Genomic DNA, 7,253 nt, shown 5'->3' on the forward strand with positions numbered 1-7,253 from the left:
GGCTGCTGATGCTGATTTTGCCTTTGATTTGGCGTGATAGTGTGGCGTTGCTTTATACAGTGGGATTTTTATTGGGTGTCAGTTTGTTCAGCATTTATCCCTTGAGTGTTGCCCGGGCCAATGATGTATTTGATGAAAACACCGACCTGGTTGAGATTAGCCGAACCTTATTGTTTTCGTATGGCTTCGGGTCATTTATTGCACCGTTAGTTTTGGGTTTTGTACTGGGATTTTCAGCAATCGCCTTTTTTATCGTGCTGGCGTTGTTTGCCTTGGTATTAGGCTATTACTCATTACAAAGCGAGCGAGTTTCAGAAGACCATATGAATGTCTATGTTGCCGTTCCGGCAGCATCCGGCAGCGTTCTTGCTGAAATGGATCCACGCATGGACGATCAATGGGTAGAAGATCATCGTCCTCATCCGGAGCACGCGCATAATTAATCAAGTATCTAGTCTGTTGATAGCTGGTTTTAGTACCGGAGAATCTTCTCCATCGACTTGCCTTTAGCCAGCTCATCAACAAGCTTGTCCAGATAACGAATTTTCTGCATTAATGGGTCGTCGACTTCTTCAACCCGAACGCCACAAACCACACCTTTGATCAGTGAGCTATTTGGATGAATGGCTGGAGCTTGAGCAAAAAAGGTTTCAAAATCATTTTCCAGTTCGATTTGTAGTTTTAAGTCAGCTTGGTCATAACCGGTCAGCCAACAGATGACTTGATCCACTTCCGCTTTCGTTCGATTTTTGCGTTCAGCCTTTTGAATATAAAGCGGATAAACCTTGGAAAATGGCATGGTGAAGATAGGATGTTTAGCCATTTTTATCCCCAAATAGCGTTGGTCTCATATCAAGTTTGCTGACCCCTTGATATTCCTGTCATTTCACATCCAAAAATGGTTTTGACTTAATTATGGTTTAGGCCAGCGAGAAGTATAACTTTCGGGCAATGATATGCCATTCTCTGAAGCAAATTCATGCGTATACACATCCAGATCTTTTAATAAACTAGGGTCTGATTTTTCTGCTGCACTAGCGATTCTTTTGAATGTCTTTTCAAGATACGTTTGATTATTCAAATACAATCCAGGAGCAATGCCTAATTCGAATAACTCAAGACATTCGCGGCCATTCTGGTTCCTTGTTATGATACATTTAGCTGCTATCAATTGCAGTTGTTTGGTGTTTATTTGTTTTTGGGATACCTTTGTGTAGGACCATCTTTGAGTAAATGTTTCTGGCAGAGTGTGGCTGTTCTCAGCTAAGTGCTGATAGGTTAAATCAATCTGGTTCTCCATTTCTTCTGGATCATGGCTTTCAGCTATTTCAGAACTCTCCAATTGGGAAAACTTATTACTCTTAGATTGCTCTGGTGATACTCCAAGCTCTAAAAGGTCATTACAAGCCTCGCCGGCTTCGTAAATCTGACAATCAATAACAGATGGTGCCAATTTGCCGACTTGTTCGTTATCACTTAGCCATGAAATGACAAGTGCCAGGACAATGAAACCGAGAGTAGTTGATGTTACGGCAATTACTATTTTATTCATTTTTTTTCCTTAGTTTGTCTTCAGGTAAATAATGATGGATATTAAGTAACGAGGGAATGAATCAAAAGTGTCAGAGTCAATTGAAAATTAATAACTGGTTCAAAGATCTGATGGTTCGAAAATTTGGTATTTCAGAGCACTGCTGCTCACATCAAGAACCTCCACAACATAACCTTCCATCACAATTGAGGTATCGCCTGGTTTTAATATTATTGGTGTGGCGCCCTGTGGAATAATGGCGTGAAAATCGCTTGTTGGCGACAAAGTAGTTGACGAGTAATTGGTGGAGGCTCTCCCGCCGACAGTTCCGTAATTTTCATTCCCATAGTAACTTCCGGAAGCTGTCGTGTTTGCAGAACCGTAAGTTGTCGAAGCTCCACTGCGACTCATAGTCGTCTCATTGGTTATTATTTGAACATCGTTTCGGTAAAAAACTACCGCTCCTGATTTTTCAATCCCAACGAACCGAAGTTCACTGAAACCTTCGTTTGTTTTACGCCCGAAAATATCAGCATTACCAAATGCGTTTTCTAGATCACGTTTCTTGTTAACTCTCAGCACGATGTCGCCTTTGCCAGCTAAAAGCGGCTGATTGGTGGGCTGTTCCGCCAACCTGCTTTTTTCAATTGATGCGCAAGCAGATAGGGCCACACATACTAACGCTATTACGACTGCACGAATGTCTAAAACTTTCATCTGCTAACCCTATGTTGGATATACATTTAACATGGGAATGAGTCCTGTGACTCAATAATAATTCTTAACGGGAATGGATTATAGATGTGGCGCAATAATCTCGCGCCAAATAAGGCATTGAAATATTTGTTTTTTTTCAGGTAGGATTTTGCTGTATGAATTAATCGTGAATGATTAACGAATAATTTTCTGCCTGAACAGGCTTGGGATTGAGTTGATGTGAGCTGAATATCCATATCGGCCTCAAAATGTGAGATAGATCACAATTTATATGGTTTTTGAAATTAAAACAAACCTTTGATTTATTTGAAATATAAAGATGAATCGAAGATTTGAATTTGATTCAGACGAATTCATTAGCTGCCATTAAAAGAGAGTCTGCATTTCAAAATTCTTCTCTGTGCCCTCTGTGTCTCTGTGGTTATTTTTAAAAGCTCACGAGCTATCAAATATCAACTTCCTCAAACAGCTCTGGCACTTCGGTATCCCAGCCGAACTTTTCGGTGATGTGTTTACGCATGGTGTCACTGGCGACGACTTCGCCGTGGGTGACGTAAACTTTATCTGGCTTGAGGTTACCCTGCTCTAACCATGTCAGGATTTCATTGTAGTCACCATGAGCAGACATGGAATCCATATTATGAATTTCGGCTTTTACCGGCCAGTACGCTCCGTGGATTTTGACGGATTGAGCCCCATTCACCAACGCATCACCACGGGTGCCTGGGGCTTGGAAACCCGCAAATACAATACTGTTACGGGGATTGGGTAACAAAGTTTTAAGGTGATGCAAAACCCGACCGCCAGAGGCCATACCGCTTGCGGAAACAATCACACACGGGTAGCGCATGGTATCCAGTTCAATAGCTTCCTCTACTGTGCGGATGTACTGAGTTTGAGCATCAATCAGCGCGCACTGGCTTTGGTCCAGCTTATGTTCTTTGTGGTGCTTGATGAAAGTCTCCGTGGCTTTGATAGCCATCGGACTGTTCAGGTAGACCGGCATTTCGGGGATTTTGCCTTCTCCCATCAGTTTATGCACCACATACAGCAGCATTTGTGCTCGGCCAACAGCAAAAGCAGGCATCAGCGTGATACCACCTCGTGCTGCGGTTTTGGTAATGATTTCTGCAAGTACCGCTTCGGGATCTGATTCACCATGAAGGCGATCACCGTAGGTGGATTCGCATACCAGTACATCTGCTTGCTGGAGTGGTTCCGGCGGCCGCATGATAATGTCGTTTTGTCGCCCTACATCGCCCGAAAATACCACTGTGCGGTCTGAAGCTTTGTGATGAACATGCACACAGGATGAACCCAGAATATGCCCCGCGGGGGTAAAGCTGACTTCAAAGCCTTTTACTGGCTCAAATGTCTCGTGGTAATGCAGGGATTCGAAGTGTTTTAATGCTTCTCTGGCGTCTTTTTCGGTAAATAACGGTTCAGGGCTCTGGTGTTTTGAGAACTTCTTGCGAGCCGCATATTTGGCATCTTCCTCTTGGAGATAACCAGCATCTGGTAACAACACATTACACAGTTCGTGGGTGGCCTTGGTGCAGTAGATTTTGCCTTTGAAGCCGTTCTTCACCAGTGCCGGCAGATAGCCGGAATGATCGATATGAGCATGAGTGAGTACCACGGCATTGATAGTTGAAGGATCTATCGGAAATGGCGCCCAGTTACGCCGTCGCAGTGTTTTCACTCCTTGATACAAACCACAATCCACCAGTAACCGGTGGTTATCATCAGAAAGTAGATAGCGGGAGCCGGTTACTGTGCTGGTACCACCGAGAAAGCGAAGTTTCATATGCGTGTGATCCTTGTCTGGCAAATGCTGTTTTAGCTAGAGAACAAGTTTACTGGGGTTAGACATTCAAACAGTTGATATGGGTCAAATCTTTGGTGACTTCTGCTTTACCAATCTTACCAGAGACGCAACTTATCAGAGGACTGCCTTTAAGTTGGAAGACCACCCTACATTGACCATCTAAATTAAAAGGTTCGGTAAAGACTGGAATATTTAGATCTCTTTAATGTAGTAGGGATGTATCGATAGTAAAGCTTATTTTCTCTGCGCCCTTTGGGTCTCTGTAGTTAATTTCTAAAAGTTAATGCGTTATTAAATACCGGACAAAAATGCCCTGTTTATTTAAAATCAAAAAGTCAGAATTAATTGAAATTAAGGTTGGCAATAGTCATGGGCAGATTTGAATGAACATAATTCAGGATCGTCTTAACTCATGTTCTTGTATTTTTGTTTATATACGTTACTGTAGAAAACACTAAAGCATTTCAATTCTGTAAATCTCTAAGCAGGTTATGCGTAAGGCGAATTCATTTTTCACCTTGAGATACTGTTAGCCACATTGAATGGTTACCCCCTGCAAATTATCGCGTTAGTCATTCCAGTCTTGCAATTGCTGCAAGATATCTTCTTTAACTACCTTAAGGAAATAACCTAATGACACTACAACAAAACCATGGAGAAAGCTCAGTGAGTATCTCCACTATTATCGCCGCTTCTAAAAAGTCTGAATATGAGGACAAAGAAGATGAAAAATCACCTCAGGTTCCAAACCCTTCGAAAGGAACCTATCAGCCGGCTGATGATCCGGATGAGGATAAACAAAAAGAGGCTGAAGACGCACCGCCTATGCCGCAGCCGCCTACTCCTCCATAATGCATAAAAAAAGGGCCCAATTTAAATTAAAAACTGGGCCCTTTTTATTCAGTCAGAGAGAATTAATGGTGATGATGGTCACCGGTGCCATCCACCACTTTGACAAACGGGGCGGGGTGTTGCAGTGTGGTTTGTCCATGTCCAGAATGGGCTGAATGATCCATTTTATCGGCTGTATCCGTCATATCCATCTGATGACCATGGTGATGTTGATCGGCTTTTACCTGATCATCGTCGCTTGAAATTTCTGATTTTTTCGCTTGATCATTTTGATGCTCTTTATCCAGCCCTTCCATTTCTTCCATCAGATCAATCACGGATTGGGGACCAGTTTCGGGCATGGTTTTTTTGACCGGTTCCACCTCAGCAATTTGATCCCAATACAGTTCACCTGCTTCACATTTCTGAATAACTGGGAAATACAACACGCTGGTAGCTCCAACGCCGACACGGCCCCGGAAAATAAACTCATCAAAATGAATATCGTGTAATGAATTACCCGACCAGGTGATCTGTCTTACTGCTTCGGTTATCTCAATCCCATCCTTAAAGAAGGGTCGTTCAACAGGTTTTTTAACAATTTCCAGCTGCCAGCCTGCTTTGGGCATGGGTTGTACAAATTGCAGACCTTCGGGAATATCGACGGTAATGGAGGTAGTGGACGAACCATCACAGCCTGCTGTTACGGTGAGTATACCTTTGTAATAGCTGCCACTTTCGGCCTGAGTCTGTTCCAGAAACACTTGAGCATTTGCCAGGCCAGGAATCATCATCGCCAGGTACAGAAGTTTTGTTTTCATATTTACCGCCTTAGTCGTATCCGCTAATAGGTTATACAACCTATGTGCTACTTAAGCATATCGCGAATATTGGATAAATGGGCTTTGCCACGCTCTTTTCGCTCTTCTGGATCGACCTGTGTTTTTTCGGTCATCCAAATCAAGTCTTCTGGTGGTAATTCGCGAAGAAAACGACTCTCTTCACAATCCACCTTTTCGCCATAACGTTTGCGGGTGTTTGCCAGCGTCATTACCAGGCTGCGTTGTGCCCGGGTGATGCCAACATACGCCAGACGCCGTTCTTCTTCGATGGAATCCTCTTCAATACTGGTTCGATGTGGCAGGATTTCTTCTTCCATACCGACAATGAATACATGTGGAAATTCCAGCCCTTTAGCAGCATGTAACGTCATCAGATGCACTGCATCGGACTGATTTTCATCCGCCTGACGGTCCATGATATCCATCAACGTTAAACGTGCAGCAATATCACCTATCGATTTTTCTTCGGTGTCCTGATCAATCATTCGTTCGATCCAACTAACCAGTTCATCGACATTTTCCATACGACGATTGGCTTTATTTGGATCGCCGCTGACTTCTTCCAGCCAGCCGCGGTAATTGATTTCCTCGATCATATCTTTGATCGCGTCCAGCAGATTGCCACGAGCAGCGCGATCAGCAATATCAATCAGCCAGCGGGTAAAGACTTCCAGATTCTGCACTGATTTAGCTGGCAGGCTTTCCGCCAATCCCATTTCAAAACAGGCTCCGAACATACTGGTGTTACGTTTGGCGGCGTATTCACCAAGCGCCTGCAAGGTGGATGAACCGATACCACGACGTGGGGTATTAATGACCCGTAAAAACGCATTATCGTCATCCTGATTGGCCAGCAGTCGCAGATAGGCCATGATGTCTTTGACTTCGACTCGCGAGAAAAACGAGGTGCCACCGGTCAAAAAATACGGCACATTATGTTCGCGTAACACTTTTTCCAGCGAACGGGACAGATGATTACTGCGATACAAAATCGCATAATCCTTGAAACTCGCCTGGTGTTTGAGCTTGTGATATAGCAGTTCGGAAATGACTTTTTCCGATTCATGCTCGTCATCACGACAACCAATGATCCGAATGGCATCGCCCTCACCCATAGCGCTCCATAAGCGCTTTTCAAACACATGGGGGTTATGACTGATAAGTTTATTGGCAACTCGCAGGATACGGCCCATCGAACGATAGTTCTGTTCCAGTTTAATCAGATTTAATCTGGGAAAGTCCGTTTGCAGCTGCACCAGATTTTCAGGGCGTGCGCCACGCCAGGAATAAACTGATTGATCATCGTCCCCTACCACGGTGAGCTTTTCACGAATGCCAACCAATTGTTTGACCAGCTCGTACTGGCAGCCGTTGGTATCCTGATATTCATCCACCAGCAGATAATGAATTTTCGCCTGCCATTTCTGCAACACATCACGGTGTTCACGAAACAGAATCACTGGCTTTAAAATCAGGTCATCAAAATCCACAGCGTTATAGGCCT

The 7,253-nt window shown here is 43.8% G+C and carries 7 protein-coding genes and 1 pseudogene; 2 read left to right on the forward strand and 6 right to left on the reverse strand.

The features are described 5' to 3' along the window. Window positions 1-443 (forward strand): annotated as a pseudogene (locus tag B3182_RS02950) (MFS transporter); the annotation flags it as partial. Between the two features lie 29 nt (window positions 444-472). Here the strand turns inward: B3182_RS02950 and B3182_RS02955 are convergent. From B3182_RS02955 to B3182_RS02970, 4 genes are all read right to left on the reverse strand, one after another. Then, window positions 473-823, reverse strand: a complete 351-nt coding sequence (locus B3182_RS02955) for a DUF2200 domain-containing protein (protein WP_292354014.1) — start codon at window positions 821-823, stop codon at window positions 473-475. Between the two features lie 90 nt (window positions 824-913). Beyond that, window positions 914-1,552 carry a hypothetical protein gene (locus B3182_RS02960; protein ID WP_292354012.1) on the reverse strand — a complete coding sequence of 213 codons (639 nt, stop codon included), beginning with the start codon at window positions 1,550-1,552 and terminating at the stop codon, window positions 914-916. Between the two features lie 99 nt (window positions 1,553-1,651). Then, window positions 1,652-2,248 carry a hypothetical protein gene (locus B3182_RS02965; RefSeq protein WP_292354011.1) on the reverse strand — a complete coding sequence of 199 codons (597 nt, stop codon included), beginning with the start codon at window positions 2,246-2,248 and terminating at the stop codon, window positions 1,652-1,654. 445 nt (window positions 2,249-2,693) lie between these two features. Then, window positions 2,694-4,055, reverse strand: coding sequence for an MBL fold metallo-hydrolase RNA specificity domain-containing protein (locus B3182_RS02970; protein WP_292354009.1), 1,362 nt, complete (start codon window positions 4,053-4,055; stop codon window positions 2,694-2,696). Between the two features lie 654 nt (window positions 4,056-4,709). On the opposite strand from B3182_RS02970, the gene B3182_RS02975 reads away from it, so the two are divergent. Then, entirely contained in the window at window positions 4,710-4,928 is a 219-nt protein-coding gene (locus B3182_RS02975; protein WP_292354007.1) for a hypothetical protein, read from the forward strand. Window positions 4,929-4,990: 62 nt separating this feature from the next. Here B3182_RS02975 and B3182_RS02980 read toward each other — a convergent pair whose 3' ends face one another. Beyond that, window positions 4,991-5,728, reverse strand: a complete 738-nt coding sequence (locus B3182_RS02980) for a YcnI family protein (protein WP_292354005.1) — start codon at window positions 5,726-5,728, stop codon at window positions 4,991-4,993. Between the two features lie 47 nt (window positions 5,729-5,775). Continuing rightward, window positions 5,776-7,253: 3'-5' exonuclease (locus B3182_RS02985; protein ID WP_292751473.1), on the reverse strand; the 1,478-nt coding region annotated here is incomplete at its 5' end.

Origin of the sequence: Methylophaga sp. UBA4204, from assembly GCF_002379485.1 — a bacterium.
Classification (GTDB): Bacteria; Pseudomonadota; Gammaproteobacteria; order Nitrosococcales; family Methylophagaceae; genus Methylophaga.